Genomic DNA, 19,136 nt, shown 5'->3' with positions numbered 1-19,136 from the left:
ACCTCGACAGGTCCGATGAAAAACTAAACCAGCGCAGCGCGCAAGGCGCGCGCCTGGCCGGGCGCAGGCGTCAGGCCGCGGCGGCGCCCGCGCGCCGGTGCTTCGAGAGCCGCTCCTCAGCCTCCGCCAACTGTTCGGGCAGACCGCGCAGCACCACGATGTCGCTCGCGCGCAGCTTGGTGGACGGATCCGGCTCGACGCCGCGAATGCCGTGCCGGCGAATCGCCGTCACTTCGACGCCCACATCGAACAGACCGAGTTCCGCGAGGGTACGGCCCACCGCGTCCGCGTTTTCGTCGACCGGCACCGATTGTAGCCGCACCTGTTCGTGGCCGTCGTCGTCATCCACGTCGTCGGCGCCGTGGAAATAGCCGCGCAGCAGCGCGTAGCGTTCATCGCGCATTTCCTCGACCCGGCGCACCACGCGCCGCATCGGCACGCCCATCACCACGAGCGTGTGCGAGGCAAGCATCAGACTGCCTTCGACGATTTCCGGAATCACCTCGGTCGCGCCCGCTGCCAGCAGCTTTTCCAGATCGGAGTCGTCGACGGTACGAACGATGACCGGCAGCGTAGGTTCCAGCTCGTGAATGTTGTGCAACACGCGCAATGCCGACGGCGTATTCGCATAAGTGATCGCAATCGTGGCCGCGCGATGGATACCGGCGGCAAGCAGCGACTCGCGCCGCCCGGCATCGCCGAACACCACCGACTCGCCCGCCGCCGCGGCCGCCGCGACACGGTCGGGATCGAGGTCGAGCGCGACATACGACAAACCTTCATGCTCCAGCATGCGCGCCAGATTCTGCCCGGCCCGGCCATAGCCGCAAATGATCACGTGGCCGCTTTGTTTCAGGCTCTGCGTGGCGATGCGCGTCATCTGCAACGACTGCATCATCCATTCAGTCGACGACAGCCGCAGCACGATCCGGTCCGCGTTCTGGATCATGAACGGCGCAGCGAGCATCGACAGCAGCATGGCCGCGAGAATCGCCTGCAGCATGGTGGCGTCGACGAGATGTTTGTCGAGAATCAGGTTCAGCAGCACGAAGCCGAACTCGCCCGCTTGCGCGAGGCCGATACCGGTGCGCATCGCGACGCCCGGCGACGCGCCGAACAGGCGCGAAAGACCGGTCACCATGATCGCCTTCAGCAGAATCGGCCCGACCAGAAAGCCGAGCACGATCAGCGGATGCTCCCAGATCACCCGCGGATTGAGCAACATGCCGGTGGTGATGAAGAAGAGCCCGAGCAGCACGTCGCGAAACGGCTTGATGTCCTCTTCAACCTGATGCCGATAAGGCGTCTCGGCGATCAACATGCCGGCGATGAACGCGCCGAGCGCGAGCGACAACCCGAATTTGTCCGTGATGAACGCGCAACCCAGCGTCACCAGCAACAGATTGAGAATGAACAGTTCCTGCGAGCGGCGCCGAGCCACCACGTTGAACCAGCGCGTCATGAAGCGCTGACCCACGATCAATAGCAGCGACAGCGCCACGACGATCTTGATGGCCGCCACGCCGAGCGAGCTGACGAGATCTTCGGAGTTGCCGCCCAGCGCAGCGATGATGATGAGCAGCGGCACCACCGCCAGATCCTGGAACAGCAGCACGCCGAAGATATTGCGGCCATGCTCCGTCTCGATCTCGAGCCGCTCCGCCAGCATCTTGCTGACGATCGCCGTCGACGACATGGCGAGCGCACCGCCCAGCGCCACACTCGCTTGCCACCTGATGTGCACCCAGCGCTCCAGCACGAAGCCGAGCGTGACCGCCACCGCGATCGTGCCGATCACCTGCAACAGACCGAGGCCGAACACGAGACGGCGCATTGAGCGCAGCTTGGCGAGCGAAAACTCCAGGCCGATCGAAAACATCAGGAACACCACGCCGAACTCGGCGAGGTTCTGCGCGCCCGCCGAGTCGGGAATCAGACCGAACGCATGCGGACCAACGACGATGCCCACCGTCAGATAGCCGAGCATCGGCGGAAGATTCAGAAAGCGAAAGACCACCACACCCGCTACCGATGCCAGCAGCAGGAACAGCGTCATTTCGAGGGGGGAAATCATCGGCAAAAACGCATCGGCAAAGCGTCCTCGTTCGTCAGCGGAACCGCGCACGCGAAACGCCGTGCGACAAGGTTGAGGGGCCGGTAAAGGCAGCGATAGAGGCAGCGGCTTGGCACAGCAGGCCCGGCGCGGCGAACAAGCGCCTTTGCTATACTTCGCGAATGATAGCGAAAATCAATGGCGACCGGGCACTCGCGCTCGCTCGCGACGTGCTCGACATCGAAGCGGACGCCGTGCGCGCGCTTCGCGATCAACTCGACGATGGTTTCGTCGGGGCGGTCGACTTCATCCTGGGTTGCCGTGGGCGCGTGGTCGTTTCCGGCATCGGCAAATCCGGCCATGTGGCCCGCAAGCTCGCGGCCACGCTCGCCAGCACCGGCACGCCGGCGTTCTTCGTGCATCCCGCGGAAGCCAGTCATGGCGACCTCGGCATGGTCACCGCCGACGACGTGTTCCTCGCGCTGTCGAATTCCGGTGAAACCGAAGAACTCGTGGCGATCCTGCCGCTCATCAAGCGGCTCGGCGCGAAGCTGATCGCCATGACGGGCCGTCCGTCATCGAGTCTCGCACAACTGGCCGACGTGCACCTGAATTCCGGCGTGTCGAAAGAAGCCTGCCCGATGAATCTTGCGCCCACCGCCAGCACCACCGCCGCGCTCGCGCTCGGCGACGCGCTCGCGGTCGCGGTGCTCGACGCGCGTGGCTTCGGCCGCGACGACTTCGCCCGCTCGCATCCGGGTGGCGCGCTCGGCCGGCGCCTGCTCACTTATGTACGCGACGTGATGCGCACCGGCGATCAAGTGCCGAAGGTCACGCCCGACGCCACCGTGCGCGACGCGCTGTTCCAGTTGACCGCCAAGCGCATGGGCATGACCGCGATCGTCGATCAGGACGAGCGCGTGACCGGCATCTTCACCGACGGCGACTTGCGCCGCGTGCTCGAACGCGATGGCGATTTCCGCGAACTGTCGATCGCCTCGGTCATGACCGCCGGCCCGCGCACCATCGGTCCGGATCAACTCGCGGTCGAAGCCGTGGAACTGATGGAGCGCTACCGCATCAATCAGATGCTGGTCGTCGACGAAGCAGGCAAGCTGATCGGCGCACTCAACATGCACGACCTGTTCTCGAAGAAGGTGATCTGATGGCCATCGCTCCTCCCACCGCGACCGAACGCGCAAGCCGCGTCAAGCTGATGATTTTCGACGTCGACGGCGTGCTGACCGACGGCGGTCTGCTGTTCACGGCGGAAGGCGACACGATGAAGGGCTTCAACTCGATGGACGGCCACGGCATGAAGCTGCTGCGCCAGGCCGGCATCGAAACAGCGATCATCACCGGGCGCAAGTCGGGCATCGTGGCGGCGCGGGCGAAGGAAATGAACATCACGCACGTCTATCAGGGCGTGCAGGACAAACCCCAGGCGTTCGCGGACCTGCTGCAGCAAACCGGCATGACGGCCGAAGAATGCGGCTACATGGGCGACGACTGGGTCGATCTCGGCGTGATGCTGAAGGTCGGCTTCGCGGCGGCGCCGGCCAATTCGCATCCTGAAGTGATCGCGCGGGCCCACTGGGTCAGCGAGGCGCGCGGCGGCCACGGCGCGGCGCGCGAAGTCTGCGACACCCTGCTGCGCGCGCAGCACAAGTACGAGGCGCTGCTCGCGGCCGCCTGTAGCGGCGAACAGCGGGGCCTCGTCGGATGAATCAGTTTCGCCTGACTTCACTGATTCCGCTGGTCGCGATGGCCGCGCTCGCCGGTATCACGTGGTGGCTGCTGCAAGCCACCCTGCCCCGGCAGAACGAAGGCGTGGTGCGTCCCAAGGAACACACGCCGGATTACTTCGCCGACAACTTCTCGGTGTCCGAACTCGATCAGTCGGGCTCCACGCAATACCGGCTGACCGCCCAGTCGCTGATCCATTACGAAGACGACGAGTTGAGCGACCTGGTCAAGCCGGCCATGCGCGCGTTCCAGCCGGGCAAGCCGATCGTCACCGCCACCGGCGACACCGGCAAGGTGAACGGCGACGCATCCATCGTCGATCTGTACGACAACGCGCGCATCGTGCGGGCGCCAGGCTACGGAGATCCGCAGATGCAAGCGGATTCGCAGCATTTTAGGGTGCTGGTCAACGACGATGTGATCGAGACCGAAAAGCCGGTTAAACTTCAGCGCGGCATGTCGGTGATGACTGCCAGCGGCATGAACTACAACAACGTCACCCGGGTGATGCAGCTGTTCGGCAACGTGAAAGGCAACATTGCCCCGTCCGAAGCAGGCGGCAGCTCGCCCAAGCAACCCGGGTAATCCATTCCAGGCGTGACTGCATGAACGAATCGTTCCCCCGTTTTGATACCGGCCGCGCGCGCACCCTGTCCGCGTGCCGCGCCGGACTCGCTGCGCTGATCGTCGCGTTGCCGCTCGCCGGCTTCGCGCCGCTCGCGCACGCGGATCGTGCCGACAAGGACAAGCCGCTGAACATCGAAGCGGACAACATGACTTACGACGACCTCAAGCAGGTCAACATCTTTACCGGCCATGTGGTCGCCACCAAAGGCACGATCGTGATCAAGGCCGACCGTGTCGAAGTGACGCAAGACCCGCAGGGCTATCAGTACGCCACCGGCACCTCGAGCGGCGGCAATCTGTCGTATTTCCGCCAGAAGCGCGAAGGCCTCGACGAATACATTGAAGGCACGGCCATCCGGATCGACTACGACGGCAAGCAGGATCTGACCACACTCACCACCAACGCCACCGTGAAGCGCCTGCAAGGCCTCTCCGCGGTGATGGACCAGGTGCACGGCAGCGTCATTACGTATGACGGCCAGAACGACTTCTACACCGCGAAGGCAGGCAAGGACGTCGCCGGCCCGGGCAACCCGACTGGCCGCGTGCGCGCCATGCTGGCGCCGCGCAACGGCGGCGCCGCGCCGCTGAACGGCGCGTCGGCCACGCTCGCGCCGTCCACGACGATTCCCGGAGCGCCGAACCAGTGAGCACCTCAGCGTCCCTCCCCAATCGCAAGCCGGCCGGCACCAGCAGTTCGCTGGCGGTGCGCAACCTGAAGAAGCGTTACGGTTCGCGCACGGTCGTCAAAGACGTGTCGCTCGACGTGAAAAGCGGCGAAGTGGTCGGTCTGCTCGGCCCCAACGGCGCGGGCAAGACCACCTCGTTCTATATGATCGTCGGCCTCGTGCCGCTCGACGCGGGTGAAATCGACCTGGACGGCAAGTCGATCAGCCTGCTGCCGATCCACAAGCGCGCTTCGCTGGGTTTGTCGTATCTGCCGCAGGAAGCTTCGGTATTCCGCAAGCTCAGCGTCGAAGAAAACATTCGTGCGGTGCTGGAATTGCAGCACGAAGACAACGGCAAGCGGCTCAGCAAGGACACCATCACGAACCGCACGGAAGCCTTGCTCGACGAGTTGCAGATTGCGCACTTGCGTGAGAATCCGGCGCTGTCGCTGTCGGGCGGCGAGCGCCGCCGGGTTGAGATCGCCCGGGCGCTGGCCACCAATCCAAGCTTTATTCTGCTCGACGAACCGTTCGCCGGCGTCGACCCGATCGCCGTGCTGGAAATTCAGAAGATCGTTAAATTTCTGAAGCAGCGCAATATCGGCGTGCTGATCACCGACCACAACGTGCGCGAAACGCTCGGCATCTGCGATCACGCCTACATCATCAGCGACGGCAGCGTGCTGGCCGCCGGCGCACCGAGCGACATCATCGAAAACGAAAGCGTGCGGCGCGTCTATCTGGGCGAGCACTTCCGCATGTAAGTGCATGAGGGATTACCGGCAGTGCGAGCGCGCACCCGCCGGCCCCTATGCGGCAACCGCACACCCGGTTTTTTGACCTGGGCCGTCTCGCGCCCATCGCCGCCTAAAACAGGCGCACGCGTAATTGCGAATGTCGCAAGGTATCGCGGTCGTGGCAAACTCTCTACAATGAATCTCAACTTGCCATGAAAGCCAGCCTCCAACTCCGCCTATCGCAGCATCTTGCGCTGACGCCGCAACTGCAGCAGTCCATCCGGCTGCTTCAGTTGTCTACGCTCGAATTGCAGCAGGAAGTCGCAATGGCGATCTCGCAGAATCCGCTCCTCGAAAACGAGGACGACTGGATCGCGAGCCCGTTGCGCGTGGCGGCCGACGGCTCGCTGATCGCCCAGGCGCCCAACTCTTCCGCGCCGCCCGACCAGATGGGCGGCAATACGTCGTCCTCGTCGAGCAGCAGCAGCGAGCGCGCCGAAAACGGCGAGCCGCAGGGCGTGGACGAATACAACGGGCTGGCCGGCGACGGTAACGGCGACGCGGCGCAATGGAATCTCGACGATTACGGCCGCTCGGGCAACGCCTCGGACGACGACGATCTGCCGCCGCTGCAAATCCATGAATCGAGCACCTCGCTGCGCGACCACCTGATGGCGCAATTGCGCGTCACCCAGGCGGGTCAGCGCGACCGGGCGCTGATCACCTTCCTGATCGAATCGCTCGACGACGACGGCTACCTGGCCGCCACGCTCGAAGAAGTGCTGGCCGATCTGCCCGAAGAGCTCGAAGTCGACCTCGACGAAATGAACGCCGCGCTTGCGCTGCTGCATAGCTTCGACCCGGCCGGAGTCGGCGCACGCTCCGCGTCGGAATGTCTCAAGCTGCAATTGCTGCGGCTTGATGCCTCACCGACGCGCACACTCGCGCTGGACATCGTCGCACACCATCTGGAACTGCTTGCGGCGCGCGATTTCACGCGTCTGCGCAAGCATCTGAAGGCCAACGACGACGACCTGCGCGATGCGCATGTGCTGATCCGCTCGCTCGAGCCGTTTCCCGGCGCCGCCTACGGCAAGGCCGAAGCGGACTACGTCGTGCCGGACATCATGGTGCGCAAAACGGCACAGGGCTGGCAGGCCGAGCTGAACCCGGAAGTCGTGCCGAAGCTGCGTATTAACCATCTATACGCGAATATTCTGCGTAATAACCGGGGCGATCCGGGCAGTGGTTCGTTGCGCCAGCAACTGCAGGAAGCGCGCTGGCTGATCAAAAATATCCAGCAACGTTTCGAGACCATCCTCCGCGTGGCGCAGGCTATTGTCGAGCGTCAAAAGAGCTTTTTTGTGCACGGCGAAATTGCCATGCGCCCCTTGGTTTTGCGGGAAATTGCTGATACGCTGGGCCTACACGAGTCAACTGTCTCGCGTGTGACAACCGGTAAATACATGCTGACCCCATTCGGGACGCTTGAATTTAAGTACTTCTTCGGATCACACGTTTCGACTGACACGGGCGGCGCGGCGTCTTCAACGGCGATCCGCGCGCTCATCAAGCAACTGATAGGAGCGGAAAACCCGAAATCTCCTCTTTCAGACAGTCGCATAGCCGAACTGCTGGCGGAACAGGGCTTCGTGGTCGCACGGCGTACCGTTGCGAAGTACCGTGAAGCGCTCAAGATCCCGGCAGTCAACCTGCGCAAGTCTCTGTAGCCCGTCGCCTTCCGTGGCGGGCATTTACCGGCCGCTCCGCAGTTGGCGGACAGGCCGGCCGATGCGACCTGCCAGAAGTCAGTCACCGGGGGGCGACTCAGGCAAGCCGACAGATCGACCGGACCTTCGTCATCGTGCGGACCAAGCGGCCATTAGCTTGGAGAAGCACTATGAATCTGCAGATCAGTGGACACCACCTCGAAGTAACGCCTGCGTTGCGCGAATACGTGATCACCAAACTGGATAGGGTGCTAAGACATTTCGATCAGGTAATCGACGGCAGTGTGGTCCTCTCGGTCGACAACCACAAGGAAAAGGAAAAGCGTCAAAAGGTTGAAATCAACCTGCATCTCAAGGGCAAGGACATCTTTGTCGAGAGCTGTGACAGCGACCTGTACGCTGCGATCGATCTGATGATCGACAAGCTTGACCGGCAAGTCATCCGCCATAAGGACCGCCTGCAAGGCCATGCGCATGAGGCGATCAAGTATCAACCGGCGCCGCAACTAGATGTGCCGCCGCAATAGGGGAAATTAGAGGGTTTTCTTCGTTAGATCTTCGTTTTCTCTTACCAGCGAAACCGCCCGGAACCGGGCGGTTTTTTGTTTCCGGACACCGCTTCTCGCGCGGCGGCGCAGCATGTTCCGGCGGCTTTAAACGAACTCAATACGCATTGATGGCGCGCCGCACCATCCGTGGCTACCCTGTTCTATAATGTTCCGGTTACCATCGGGGTCAGGTAAGCTCAAGCGGAAGTCGGTCGGCCGGAGTCCAGCGCTTTCGGACTCCAACGCACGTCGCCGCGAGCATCAAACGAATGGAACACCACTCAAACGCCCCAGCGAGGAGAACCCAGGCCACGTTTTCGCCTGTCAACATGAATCGTTTAGCCAAATTTCTTCCCCTCGAGAACGTCGTCGTCGGACTATCGGTCACCAGCAAGAAACGCGTGTTCGAGCAAGCGGGCCTGATCTTCGAGAACCAGAACGGCATCGCCCGTAGCACGGTCACTGACAATCTGTTCGCGCGCGAGCGCCTCGGATCGACTGGCCTTGGTGAAGGCGTGGCGATTCCGCATGGCCGGATCAAAGGCTTGAAGCAGCCGCTCGCCGCATTCGTCCGTCTTGCCGAACCCATCCCCTTCGAATCGCCCGACGGTCAGCCGGTCTCGCTGCTCATCTTCCTGCTCGTGCCCGAACAGGCCACTCAACAGCACCTCGAAATCCTTTCGGAAATCGCCCAGTTGCTGTCCGATCGCGAAGCACGCGAGCGCCTGCACACGGAAGAAGACCGCGAATCATTGCATCGCCTGCTCACTCAGTGGCAACCTTGATGTATCGGCGGTTATCCGCACGCCGGTGATCCGCCCGCGTGCGGATACCGTCTGGCAAGGTAAGCGGCTCGCGCTAGCGCGGCCGTTGCTTTGTCCGGCAAGCGGCCCACACTGGAGTCACTGACTCATGGATACGTCCAGCATCAACGCCCAAAGCATTTTCGACGATAACGCCGCCATGCTGAAGCTCAGCTGGCTGACGGGGCATGAAGGCTGGGAGCGCGGCTTTTCTTCGGAATCGGTCGCCAATGCCACGTCGAGCGCCGACCTCGTCGGCCACTTGAACCTGATCCACCCGAACCGGATCCAGGTGCTCGGCGACGCCGAAATCGACTACTACAAACGCCAAACCGACGAAGACCGCTCGCGCCACATGGCCGAGCTGATCGCGTTGGAACCGCCGTTTCTGGTGGTGGCGGGCGGCGTCGCCGCGCCGCCGGAACTGGTCCTGCGCTGCACGCGCTCGTCCACACCGCTATTCACCACGCCGATGTCCGCCGCCGCGGTGATCGACAGCCTGCGTCTCTACATGTCGCGCATTCTCGCGCCGCGCGCCACGCTGCACGGCGTGTTTCTCGACATCCTCGGCATGGGCGTGCTGCTCACCGGCGACTCGGGCCTCGGCAAGAGCGAACTCGGGCTGGAACTGATCAGCCGCGGCCACGGCCTCGTGGCCGACGACGCGGTGGATTTCGTGCGCCTCGGTCCTGACTTCGTCGAAGGACGTTGTCCGCCGCTGCTGCAAAACCTGCTGGAAGTGCGCGGCCTCGGCCTGCTCGATATCAAGACGATTTTCGGTGAAACCGCGGTACGCCGGAAAATGAAGCTCAAGCTGATCGTGCAACTGGTCCGCCGTCCTGATGGCGAGTTCCAGCGACTGCCGCTGGAAAGCCAGACCGTCGACGTGCTCGGCCTGCCGATTAGCAAGGTCACGATTCAGGTGGCTGCCGGCCGAAATCTCGCCGTGCTGGTCGAAGCCGCCGTGCGCAACACGATCCTGCAACTGCGCGGCATCGACACGCTGCGCGACTTCATGGATCGCCAGCGCCTGGCGATGCAAGATCCCGACAGCCAGTTTCCCGGCAAACTGATCTGAGTCCGCAAGACCATGCCGTGCCCGCAGCCGACGGCAGGCCGCGGGTACACGCACGGGGACCAGATGCTATGATGAACTGTACGGTTTTGACGACTCCATGCGCATAATCCTGATCACCGGTATATCCGGCTCCGGCAAATCAGTTGCCCTGAACGCGCTTGAAGACGCAGGCTATTACTGCGTCGACAACTTGCCGCCGCGCTTCTTGCCGCAACTGGCTTCCTACCTCGCCGAGGACGGGCAAGACCGCCTCGCGGTCGCGATCGACGCGCGCTCGAGCGCCTCGCTCGACGAAATGCCCGCCATGATCCGCGACCTGTCGCGCGCCCACGACGTGCGCGTGCTGTTCCTGAATGCGAGCACGCAGTCGCTGATTCAACGCTTCTCCGAAACGCGCCGCCGCCATCCGCTGTCCGGTTCCACCTCGCACGACGCCGACGTCGGCCTGCTCACCTCGCTCGCCGAAGCGATCGAACGCGAACGTGAACTCGTGGCCGGGCTGGCCGAATTCGGCCATCAGATCGACACCAGCAATCTGCGCGCGAACGTGCTGCGCGCCTGGGTCAAACGCTTCATCGAGCAGAAAGATTCCGGGCTCGTGCTGATGTTCGAGTCGTTCGGTTTCAAGCGCGGTGTGCCGCTCGACGCGGATTTCGTGTTCGACGTCCGCACCTTGCCGAACCCGTACTACGATCATGAATTGCGGCCGCTCACGGGCCTGGACAAACCGGTGATCGATTTTCTCGATGCGCTGCCGGTCGTGCATGAAATGATCGACGACATCGAGAACTTCCTCGCCAAGTGGCTCCCGCATTTCCGCGACGACAACCGCAGCTATCTGACCGTCGCGATCGGTTGCACGGGCGGCCAGCATCGCTCGGTATTCATTGCGGAGACGCTCGCCGCGCGTCTCGCATCGTCGGCGAATGTCATTGTGCGGCACCGCGATGCGCCGGTCGAAGCCGGCGAATCATCGAAGTTAGTGGCTTAACCGGCCGCATCGCGCGGCCTCAACTCGAAGCGTTGCGCCATGTCTTCTACTTCTACTGTGCTTGCCGATGTGCCGCTGTTTCCGCTGCATACGGTGCTGTTTCCCGATGGACTGCTGCCGCTGAAGATTTTCGAAGCGCGCTACCTCGACATGGCGCGCGACTGTCTACGTGAAAAAACGCCGTTCGGCGTGTGTCTGCTGAAAAGCGGCGCGGAAGTGGCGCGTGCAGAAGAGCCTTCGGTGCCCGAAGCAATCGGCTGTCTCGCTGAAATCGACGAGTGCGATGTCGAAGCCTTCGGCATGCTGCTGATTCGCGCACGCGGCACGCGGCGTTTTCGCCTGCTGTCGCATCGCGTCGAATCGAGCGGTTTGCTGGTCGGCATGGCGGAGCCACTCGGCGAGGATATGCCGCTCGAAGGCAACGAGCAGTTGGCCAAGTTCGGCGCATGCGCGGAAGTGCTCGAACGGATCATCGAGACGATTCGCGAGCGCGATCCGGAAAGCCTGCCGTTCGCGGAACCGTTCCGGCTCGAAGATCCGTCATGGGTGTCGAACCGTCTTGCCGAAGTGCTGCCGATTGCGCTACGTGCTCGCCAGAAACTGATGGAGTTGCAGGACGCCGGCGCGCGGATCGACGTGGTTCATCACTACATGCAGCAGCATCAACTGCTGTGACAGCGGCCGCGCGGCCGCCCGATTGATCAGATCAGCGAGCCCTGCAAACCTTCCAGCAGTTTGCGCACCGGCGCGGGCACACCGAACGAATCGAGCTCGCTGAGCGTGACCCACGCGGTGTCGGCGTCGCCCAAAGCGGCCAAGACGCCCACGCCACGATCCAGTTCCGCGAGCCGCGGCTCGATGTCCAGTTTGAAATGCGTGAACACATGCGTGAGCGGCGCAAGCGGCGAGACCGCACCGTCGCCGCCGAAAGCACGCGCGCGGTCGGCGAGCGCAGCTTCGTCGGCGGCTTCGGGCAAGCTCCACAAGCCGCCCCAGATACCCGACGGCGGGCGCTTCTCCAGCATCACCGCGTTGCCGTCGCGCAGCACCAGCATCCACGTGCGGCGCGTCGGCACGGTCTTCTTCGGACGCGCCGTGGGCAGCAAGCGCTGACGTCCCGTCACGTTGGCGACGCAGTCGGCTGCGAACGGGCAGCGCAGGCAATCCGGCTTACCGCGCACGCACAGGGTCGCGCCGAGATCCATCAAGCCTTGCGTGTACGCGCTGACGTCGGCATCCGATGCGTTCGACGGAAGCAGCGACTCGGCCAACGTCCACATCGCGTTTTCGACTTTCTTTTCGCCCGGGAAACCTTCGACGCCGAACACGCGCGCCAGCACGCGCTTCACATTGCCGTCGAGAATCGTCGCGCGCGCGCCGAACGCGAAGGACGCGATCGCCGCCGCCGTCGACCGGCCGATGCCCGGCAACTCCGCCAGCTCCTCGACCGATGCCGGAAACGCGCCGCCATGCTGCTCGACCACGACTTGCGCGCAGCGATGCAGATTGCGAGCACGCGTGTAATAGCCAAGGCCGGCCCACAACGCCATCACATCGTCGGACGGCGCGGCGGCAAGCGCGGCGACGGTCGGAAAGCGCGCGAGAAATTTCGCGTAATACGGAATCACCGTCGACACCTGCGTCTGCTGCAGCATGATTTCCGACAACCAGATGCGATAAGGATCACGCGTGTTCTGCCACGGCAAATCATGCCGGCCATGCTGACGCTGCCACGTGATCAGACGCGTGGAAAAATTAGACATGACCGGAAAAGCAGGCGCTTGAGGCGCGGCGGACGAGGTGGAACGCGGAGTTAAGCGAGAAGGCATTGACGATTTAGCGCTGGCAGGTGGGACAGAAATACGTAGAACGCTGCCCCTGCACGATCTGTTTGATCGGCGTTCCACACACGCGGCATGGCAGCCCGGCGCGATCATAGACGAAATAGTCGAGCTGGAAGTAACCGCTTTCGCCATTGCTGCCGACGAAATCGCGCAGCGTGCTGCCGCCCTTCTCGATCGCGGCGGCGAGCGTCACGCGCACGGCGTCCGCCAGCAGTTCGTAGCGCACGAGCGAGACGCGCCCCGCCGCGGTAGTCGGCCGGATGCCGGCGCGAAACAGGCTCTCCGATGCGTAGATATTGCCCACGCCGACCACGATTTCACCGGCCAGCAGCGCCTGCTTCACCGAGACTTTGCGCCCACGCGTGAGCCGGTGCATCAATGCGCCGGAGAACGCAGGCGAAAACGGTTCGACGCCAAGGCTCGCGAGCAAGGGATGTTCGAGCACGTCGCCGGCTTCGCGCGGATGCCACAGCACCGCGCCGAAGCGCCGCGGATCGCGATAGCGCAAAATGAACTCGTCGAAAATCCAGTCGATGTGATCGTGTTTCGCCGCGGCCGGCGGATGCGGCACATGACGCAGCACCCGCAGCGTCCCAGTCATGCCAAGATGCACGATGAACCAGCCCGCGTCGATCTCGAACAACAGATACTTGCCGCGCCGCTCGACCTTGCGCACGACGTGCCCGCGCAAGGTTTTCGCAAGGTCGGCCGGAATCGGCCAGCGCAATGCGGGCGTACGCACATCGACGCGTTCAACCTTGCGCCCGGACACATACGGTTCGATTCCCCGTCGGGTAACCTCAACTTCTGGCAACTCTGGCATGTCTAACTGGTCTGCAACTTGCGTGAGTGGTTGTGCGCGTATTGTAGCGAGCGCGTTACAATCGTCCGAAACATTGAACGGATTTCCATGAACTTGTCCTTCGTGAAGCTGTTTTTGAAGCGCCCGGCTAGCGCATTCCGCGTACCGCACGCCGTGTCCGCTCGCCGGATGCTCGGTGCGGCAGCGCTCGCCGTCTGGGCGCTGGCTGCCGTGCCCGCCCACGCGCAGGACCCATCGCCGGACTCGGACGACACCTCGGTCACCCTGCCGGACCCGCTCGGCCCGGCCTCGGCGGAAGACCAGAAGTCCCTGCCCGGCGTGCCGCTGTCGAGCCAGATCGTATTCCAGGTACTCGCCGCCGAAGTCGCGTTGCAGCGCGACCAACCGGCGCCCGCCTATCAGACCTACCTCGCCCTCGCGCGCGATACGCACGATCCCCGCATGGCGCAGCGCGCCACCGAGATCGCGCTGGCCGCGCAGAGCCCGTCGGACGCTTTGGCCGCCGCTCAATTGTGGCAGCAGTATGCGCCAAACTCGGAACGCGCCGCGCAACTCGACGCGTCGCTGCTCGTACTGTCCGGCAAACCTGACGACGCTTCGCCGATCCTCGCCCGCGAACTCGCACGGGTGCCCGCCGACAATCGCGGCAGCGCGATTCTGGCGCTGCAGCTGTTGATCTCGCGCGGCCCGAACCGGATCGGCGGCCTGCACGTGCTGCAGGATCTGCTCAAGAACGACCTGAACCGGCCCGAAGCGCAACTGGCGATCGCACGCCAGCAGCTCGTGTCGGACGACGCGCCGGGCGCACGCAAGTCGCTCGAACAGGCTCTCACGCTCAAGCCCGACTATTTGCCGGCGGCGCTGATGCTGTCGCAAATGGGCCCGGAAGAGCGCAAGGAAGGCATCGCCTCGCTCGAAAAGTACGTGCAGCAGAATCCGAAATCGCATGACGCGCGTCTCGCGCTCGCGCAGATGTATCTCGCGAGCGACCGTCTGGACGACGCGCAGAAGCAGTTCGAGATCATGCACAAGAACAACGCGAGCGAACTGACGCCGCTCATGGCGCTCGCGCTGATCAAGATCCAGCAGAAGAATTTCAACGACGCGCAAACGTACTTGACCCAGTACGCCCAGCAAGCCGAAAAAACGCCGGGCGCCGATCCGGGCCAGGCGTATATCTACCTTGCGCAGTTGTCGCTCGAACAGAAGAACGAAGCGGCCGCGAGCGACTGGCTGAACAAGATCTCGCCGTCGAGCCAGCAATATGTGCCGGCGCAGATCACACGCGCGCAATTGCTCGCCAAGCAGGGCAAGACCGACGACGCGCGCAAGCTGCTGGCTAACCTGCCGGCGCCGGACCCGCGCGACCAGGCGCTGATCGCTCGCACCGACGCGGCGATCCTGTTCGACGCGAAGCGCTACCCGGAGGCGGAAACACGTCTGCAGCAAGCCACGGCGCAGTTCCCCGACGACCCCGATCTGACCTACGACTACGCAATGTCCGCCGAAAAAACCGGCCATTACGACGTCATGGAAGCGCAGTTGCGCAAGCTGATCCAGACGCAGCCTGACAACCCGCAAGCGTATAACGCGCTCGGCTACTCGCTGGCCGATCGCAATCAGCGCCTCGCCGAAGCGGACAAGCTGGTCGAGAAGGCATCCTCATTGGCGCCGAACGACGCGTTCATCATGGACAGCGTCGGCTGGGTCAAATACCGGATGGGCGATACGTCGGACGCGATCAAGCTGCTGCGCAAAGCGTACGACATGCAGCCGAACGCCGAAATCGGCGCGCACCTCGGCGAAGTGTTGTGGAAAACCGGCAATCAGGATCAGGCACGCGCCGCTTTCCGCGATGCGCGCAAGCTCGAACCGGACAACGACACGCTTGTCAAAACGCTCCAACGTCTTCAGGTGAACGATCTTTGATGCGTCTTTCCCGTCTGATTTCCTTTCCCCGAGCGCCGCGTGGCGCGGCGCTCGGATTCGCCGCGGCAGCGGTCGTCGCATTGGCCGGTTGTGCATCAGTCAAACCGCAAGGGCCGTCCACGTCGAATGCCGCAACCTCCGTCACCGCGCAGACGAGCCGTGCTTACCAGGGCCGTTTCGCGGTCCAGTACAACGATCAGAACGGCCAGCAGCGCAACGCGTACGGCAACTTCACGTGGCAGGAAACTGGCGACACCGTGACCCTGCAGTTGCGCAATCCGCTCGGCCAGACGCTGGCGGTGGTGACGTCGTCGCCGGCTTCGGCCACGCTGGAACTGCCGAATCGCCAGCCGCTCACCGCGGATAACGTCTCCACGCTGATGCAGAATGCGCTCGGCTTCGCGCTGCCAGTCGAAGGGCTGCGTTATTGGCTGCAACCGTCGCCGGCGCCCACTTCGCGCGCCAAGACCGAGAAGGATCCGGAGCAACCGTCGCGGCTCAAGCAGATCACGCAGGACGGCTGGACGATCGACTATCTGGCTTATGCCGACGCGCCGGCCACCGGCGTGAAGCGCGTCAACCTGAGCCGCTCGGAACCGCCGCTCGACATCAAGCTCGTGCTGGATCAGTAACCCGCGCCGCTTCACGCACTTTTTCGCGCGCGACCTTGCCGCTTCTTCGGCGCCATCTGGCGCATGTAGCCTCGACTCATGATTGAAACGACCGATTCGCTGCGCGACTGCCTCGCGCCAGCGAAACTCAACCTCTTCCTGCACATTACCGGCCGTCGGCCGGATGGCTATCACACGCTGCAAACGGTCTTCCAGTTGCTCGACTGGGGCGACACGCTGCACTTCACGCGACGCGACGACGGGCTCATCACGCGCAGCACCGAGATCGCCGACGTGCCGCCGGAACATGACCTGACCGTGCGCGCCGCGACGCTGCTCAAAACGCATACGGGCTCGCCTGAAGGCGTCGATATTGAAATCGACAAGCGTCTGCCGATGGGCGCCGGCCTCGGCGGCGGCAGCTCTGATGCAGCGACGACACTGCTAGCACTGAACCGTCTGTGGAAGCTCAACTTGCCGCGCCTCGAATTGCAGGCGCTGGCGTTGAAACTCGGCGCGGATGTGCCATTTTTTGTGTTCGGAAAAAATGCGTTCGCCCAGGGTGTCGGAGAAGCTTTGGACGTTGTACAATTGCCGCCGCGCCATTTCCTAGTAGTGACGCCGAGGGTTCATGTTCCGACTGCAGCGATTTTCTCTGAAAAAGCGTTGACAAGAGATTCAAAACCCCTCACAATTACGGACTTTCCTGCAGAACTTAGCTGCAACACTGAATGGCCAGAAAGTTTTGGCCGGAATGACATGCAGCAGGTTGTCGTCGGAAAGTACACGGAAGTAGCGCAAGTGTTGCGATGGTTTGAAAACGTCGCGCCAGCGCGGATGTCTGGATCAGGTGCAAGTGTTTTTGCAGCGTTCCTTAGTAAAGCTGAAGCAGAAGCGGTGCAAGCCAAACTACCAGCCGAATGGAACAGCGCAGTGGCCGCAAGTCTCGATCAGCATCCACTCTTTACTTTCGCGTCATAAGTTTTGCGTCGTCGAACGAAACTCCACGTTCGGCGGAGCTCAGAGTTAGTGTAGGGGAGTCGCCAAGCTGGTTAAGGCACCGGATTTTGATTCCGGCATGCAAAGGTTCGAATCCTTTCTCCCCTGCCAAAATTTCTCGCATTTCCCCTCGCCCCCAGCCTGAAGTAGGTGCACGATGAGCAGCCATGACGGCCTGATGGTTTTTACTGGCAACGCAAATCCCGCGCTTGCACAGGAAGTCGTCAAAATCCTCGGTATTCCCCTCGGCAAAGCAATGGTTAGCCGTTTCTCGGACGGTGAAATCCAGGTCGAGATTCAGGAAAACGTGCGTGGCAAGGATGTCTTCGTCCTGCAGTCCACGTGCGCACCGGCGAACGACAATCTGATGGAACTGATGATCATGGTCGATGCGCTCAAGCGCGCATCCGCCGGCCGGATCACCGCAGCCATCCCCTACTTCGGTTATGCCCGTCAAGATCGTCGCCCGCGTTCCGCGCGTGTCGCCATCTCGGCGAAGATCGTGGCGAACATGCTGGAAATCGCCGGCGTCGAGCGGATCATTACAATGGATCTGCACGCCGACCAGATTCAAGGCTTCTTCGACATCCCGGTCGACAACATCTACGCGACGCCCGTGTTGCTCGGCGATCTGCGCAAGCAGAACTACGAGAACCTGCTGGTCGTTTCGCCGGACGTCGGCGGCGTGGTGCGTGCCCGGGCTCTGGCCAAGCAACTGAATTGCGATCTCGCGATCATCGACAAACGCCGCCCGAAGGCGAACGTTGCCGAAGTGATGAACATCATCGGTGAAGTCGAAGGCCGTACCTGCGTGATCATGGACGACATGGTCGACACCGCCGGCACGCTCTGCAAGGCAGCACAGGTTTTGAAGGAACGTGGCGCGAAGCAGGTATTCGCTTACGCTACGCACCCGGTTCTGTCGGGCGGCGCAGGCGAGCGTATCGCCGCTTCCGCACTCGACGAACTCGTTGTGACGGACACGATCCCGCTCGGTGACGAAGCCCGCTCGTGCGCAAAGATCCGTTCGTTGACCAGCGCCGGCCTGCTTGCCGAAACGTTCTCGCGGATTCGCCGCGGCGATTCGGTGATGTCGCTGTTCGCTGAAAGTTAAGCATTTGCGAAGGCGCAGCGCGCCGCTTCACGCGGCACACTGCGCTTTTGCACAATCGGCATGAACGAACGAAGGTTCGTGCCGCAGCTCTGGGGCCTCAGCCATCTGGCTTGGAGGCCCCGTTTTTACTGCCTGGTCGCGGGCAGTGCATTGGAGATTCAAAATGAAAGTAGTCGCTTTCGAGCGTTCTTTGCAAGGTACGGGTGCGAGCCGCCGCCTGCGTAACTCGGGCAAGACCCCGGGCATCGTATATGGCGCTGGTGCTGAAACGCAATTGGTCGAACTGGACCACAACGCGCTGTGGCACGCGCTGAAGAAAGAAGTTTTCCACTCGTCGATTCTCGATCTGGAAGTGGCCGGCAAGTCGCAACAGGTTCTGCTTCGCGACGTGCAATACCACCCGTTCCGTCAGCTCGTGCTGCACGTGGACTTCCAACGTGTCGACGCGAAGAAGAAGCTGCACACCAAGGTGCCGCTGCACTTCATGAACCAGGAATCGAACCCGGCAGTGAAGCTGTCGAGCGCGGTGATCTCGCACGTCATCAACGAAATCGAAATCGAGTGCCTGCCGTCGGCACTGCCGGAATTCCTCGAAGTTGATCTGGCGACGATCGAAGCAGGTCACTCGGTTCACGCCAAGGACATCAAGCTGCCGGCAGGTGTGTCGCTGGTTGCTCACGTCGAAGCAGAAAACCCGGTGGTCGCAGCTGCAACGATCCCGGCTGGCGCAATCGCTGAAGGCGAGGCCGCTGCTGCTGAAGGCGAAGGCGAAACGCCGGCTGCTTAAGAGCCACAAGGCACTGAGCAAGTATCCTCTCGATCCGTTTCAATGAAA

19 protein-coding genes and 1 tRNA gene are annotated in these 19,136 nt (G+C 62.7%); 17 read left to right on the top strand and 3 right to left on the bottom strand.

All coding sequences use genetic code 11. The features are described from left to right. Positions 1-70: 70 nt before the first annotated feature. Positions 71-2,074 (bottom strand): monovalent cation:proton antiporter family protein, encoded by a 2,004-nt coding sequence (locus tag PQR42_RS27825; protein ID WP_408389041.1) that lies wholly within the window; start codon positions 2,072-2,074, stop codon positions 71-73. 161 nt (positions 2,075-2,235) lie between these two features. Here PQR42_RS27825 and kdsD point away from each other — a divergent pair, with 161 nt between their 5' ends. From kdsD to PQR42_RS27770, 11 genes are all read left to right on the top strand, one after another. Further along, positions 2,236-3,219 carry an arabinose 5-phosphate isomerase KdsD gene (kdsD, locus tag PQR42_RS27820; protein WP_408213222.1) on the top strand — a complete coding sequence of 328 codons (984 nt, stop codon included), beginning with the start codon at positions 2,236-2,238 and terminating at the stop codon, positions 3,217-3,219. Further along, positions 3,219-3,779 carry a KdsC family phosphatase gene (locus PQR42_RS27815; RefSeq protein WP_132376114.1) on the top strand — a complete coding sequence of 187 codons (561 nt, stop codon included), beginning with the start codon at positions 3,219-3,221 and terminating at the stop codon, positions 3,777-3,779. Before kdsD ends, PQR42_RS27815 begins: the two co-directional genes overlap by 1 nt. Then, the gene (gene lptC / locus PQR42_RS27810; RefSeq protein WP_012431662.1) at positions 3,776-4,384 is read left to right on the top strand and encodes an LPS export ABC transporter periplasmic protein LptC; all 609 of its coding nucleotides are present in this window, start codon (positions 3,776-3,778) and stop codon (positions 4,382-4,384) included. The genes PQR42_RS27815 and lptC overlap by 4 nt, the downstream gene beginning before the upstream one ends. A gap of 20 nt (positions 4,385-4,404) precedes the next feature. Next, positions 4,405-5,076, top strand: a complete 672-nt coding sequence (gene lptA / locus PQR42_RS27805) for a lipopolysaccharide transport periplasmic protein LptA (protein WP_408213226.1) — start codon at positions 4,405-4,407, stop codon at positions 5,074-5,076. Continuing rightward, a complete protein-coding gene (gene lptB / locus PQR42_RS27800; RefSeq protein ID WP_408213229.1) occupies positions 5,073-5,858 on the top strand; it encodes an LPS export ABC transporter ATP-binding protein in 786 nt (261 codons plus the stop codon). Before lptA ends, lptB begins: the two co-directional genes overlap by 4 nt. A 185-nt stretch (positions 5,859-6,043) precedes the next feature. Next, entirely contained in the window at positions 6,044-7,561 is a 1,518-nt protein-coding gene (locus PQR42_RS27795; protein ID WP_408389042.1) for an RNA polymerase factor sigma-54, read from the top strand. Positions 7,562-7,731: 170 nt separating this feature from the next. Continuing rightward, the gene (gene hpf, locus PQR42_RS27790; protein ID WP_106282113.1) at positions 7,732-8,088 is read left to right on the top strand and encodes a ribosome hibernation-promoting factor, HPF/YfiA family; all 357 of its coding nucleotides are present in this window, start codon (positions 7,732-7,734) and stop codon (positions 8,086-8,088) included. Between the two features lie 290 nt (positions 8,089-8,378). Then, positions 8,379-8,894, top strand: coding sequence for a PTS sugar transporter subunit IIA (locus tag PQR42_RS27785; protein ID WP_074285509.1), 516 nt, complete (start codon positions 8,379-8,381; stop codon positions 8,892-8,894). A gap of 127 nt (positions 8,895-9,021) precedes the next feature. Next, the gene (gene hprK / locus PQR42_RS27780; RefSeq protein WP_012431656.1) at positions 9,022-9,990 is read left to right on the top strand and encodes an HPr(Ser) kinase/phosphatase; all 969 of its coding nucleotides are present in this window, start codon (positions 9,022-9,024) and stop codon (positions 9,988-9,990) included. Positions 9,991-10,087: 97 nt separating this feature from the next. Then, positions 10,088-10,981 (top strand): RNase adapter RapZ, encoded by an 894-nt coding sequence (gene rapZ, locus PQR42_RS27775; protein WP_132376119.1) that lies wholly within the window; start codon positions 10,088-10,090, stop codon positions 10,979-10,981. A 39-nt stretch (positions 10,982-11,020) separates the two neighbouring features. Continuing rightward, positions 11,021-11,656 carry an LON peptidase substrate-binding domain-containing protein gene (locus PQR42_RS27770; RefSeq protein ID WP_408213239.1) on the top strand — a complete coding sequence of 212 codons (636 nt, stop codon included), beginning with the start codon at positions 11,021-11,023 and terminating at the stop codon, positions 11,654-11,656. Positions 11,657-11,682: 26 nt separating this feature from the next. On the opposite strand, the gene mutY is transcribed toward PQR42_RS27770, so the two are convergent. Both mutY and mutM read right to left on the bottom strand, forming a co-directional pair. Next, positions 11,683-12,810, bottom strand: coding sequence for an A/G-specific adenine glycosylase (mutY, locus tag PQR42_RS27765; protein ID WP_408389045.1), 1,128 nt, complete (start codon positions 12,808-12,810; stop codon positions 11,683-11,685). Between the two features lie 7 nt (positions 12,811-12,817). Continuing rightward, on the bottom strand, positions 12,818-13,648 hold the full coding sequence (gene mutM / locus PQR42_RS27760; RefSeq protein WP_012431652.1) for a bifunctional DNA-formamidopyrimidine glycosylase/DNA-(apurinic or apyrimidinic site) lyase: 831 nt from the start codon (positions 13,646-13,648) through the stop codon (positions 12,818-12,820). 87 nt (positions 13,649-13,735) lie between these two features. Here mutM and PQR42_RS27755 point away from each other — a divergent pair, with 87 nt between their 5' ends. The 6 genes from PQR42_RS27755 (at position 13,736) to PQR42_RS27730 (ending at position 19,088) form a co-directional block, all read left to right on the top strand. Further along, positions 13,736-15,577 carry a tetratricopeptide repeat protein gene (locus PQR42_RS27755; protein ID WP_408389047.1) on the top strand — a complete coding sequence of 614 codons (1,842 nt, stop codon included), beginning with the start codon at positions 13,736-13,738 and terminating at the stop codon, positions 15,575-15,577. Next, positions 15,577-16,209 (top strand): lipoprotein insertase outer membrane protein LolB, encoded by a 633-nt coding sequence (gene lolB, locus PQR42_RS27750; RefSeq protein ID WP_408389049.1) that lies wholly within the window; start codon positions 15,577-15,579, stop codon positions 16,207-16,209. The genes PQR42_RS27755 and lolB overlap by 1 nt, the downstream gene beginning before the upstream one ends. Positions 16,210-16,287: 78 nt before the next feature. Continuing rightward, a complete protein-coding gene (ispE, locus tag PQR42_RS27745) occupies positions 16,288-17,169 on the top strand; it encodes a 4-(cytidine 5'-diphospho)-2-C-methyl-D-erythritol kinase (protein WP_408389051.1) in 882 nt (293 codons plus the stop codon). 52 nt (positions 17,170-17,221) lie between these two features. Next, positions 17,222-17,298: transfer RNA gene (locus tag PQR42_RS27740), tRNA-Gln, on the top strand. Between the two features lie 46 nt (positions 17,299-17,344). Beyond that, on the top strand, positions 17,345-18,301 hold the full coding sequence (locus PQR42_RS27735; protein ID WP_025597839.1) for a ribose-phosphate pyrophosphokinase: 957 nt from the start codon (positions 17,345-17,347) through the stop codon (positions 18,299-18,301). A gap of 163 nt (positions 18,302-18,464) precedes the next feature. Continuing rightward, entirely contained in the window at positions 18,465-19,088 is a 624-nt protein-coding gene (locus tag PQR42_RS27730; RefSeq protein ID WP_132376125.1) for a 50S ribosomal protein L25/general stress protein Ctc, read from the top strand. The last annotated feature ends 48 nt before the right edge of the window (positions 19,089-19,136 follow it).

Source organism: Paraburkholderia sediminicola (genome assembly GCF_046027355.1).
Taxonomy (GTDB): domain Bacteria; phylum Pseudomonadota; class Gammaproteobacteria; order Burkholderiales; family Burkholderiaceae; genus Paraburkholderia; species Paraburkholderia sediminicola_B.
This window is presented reverse-complemented; position numbering and strand designations above follow the sequence as displayed.